Source organism: Streptomyces yerevanensis (assembly GCF_000716805.1).
In the GTDB taxonomy this organism is placed as follows: Bacteria; Actinomycetota; Actinomycetes; order Streptomycetales; family Streptomycetaceae; genus Streptomyces; species Streptomyces flaveus.
The window spans coordinates 1-200 of the sequence record NZ_JNWJ01000322.1 but is presented as its reverse complement, the minus strand read 5'-3'; the positions used below and the strand labels follow the sequence as shown (position 1 = coordinate 200).

The following is a 200-nucleotide window of genomic DNA, read 5'->3' as shown; positions in this document are numbered from 1 at the left end:
GGGGGGAGCGGTCGAAGGTGGGACTGGCGATTGGGACGAAGTCGTAACAAGGTAGCCGTACCGGAAGGTGCGGCTGGATCACCTCCTTTCTAAGGAGCATCTAGGCGCCTGCTCTTCGGGGCCGGCGTCCAGGGCCACAACGCAGGCGAACGTTCTGCGGTGGTTGCTCATGGGTGGAACGTTGACTATTCGGCACACTC

The 200-nt window shown here is 62.0% G+C and carries 1 rRNA gene; it reads left to right on the top strand.

Going from position 1 to position 200, the window contains the following annotated elements:
• Positions 1–89, top strand: a 16S ribosomal RNA gene (locus OP79_RS53575); the annotation flags it as partial.
• Positions 90–200: the final 111 nt, after the last annotated feature.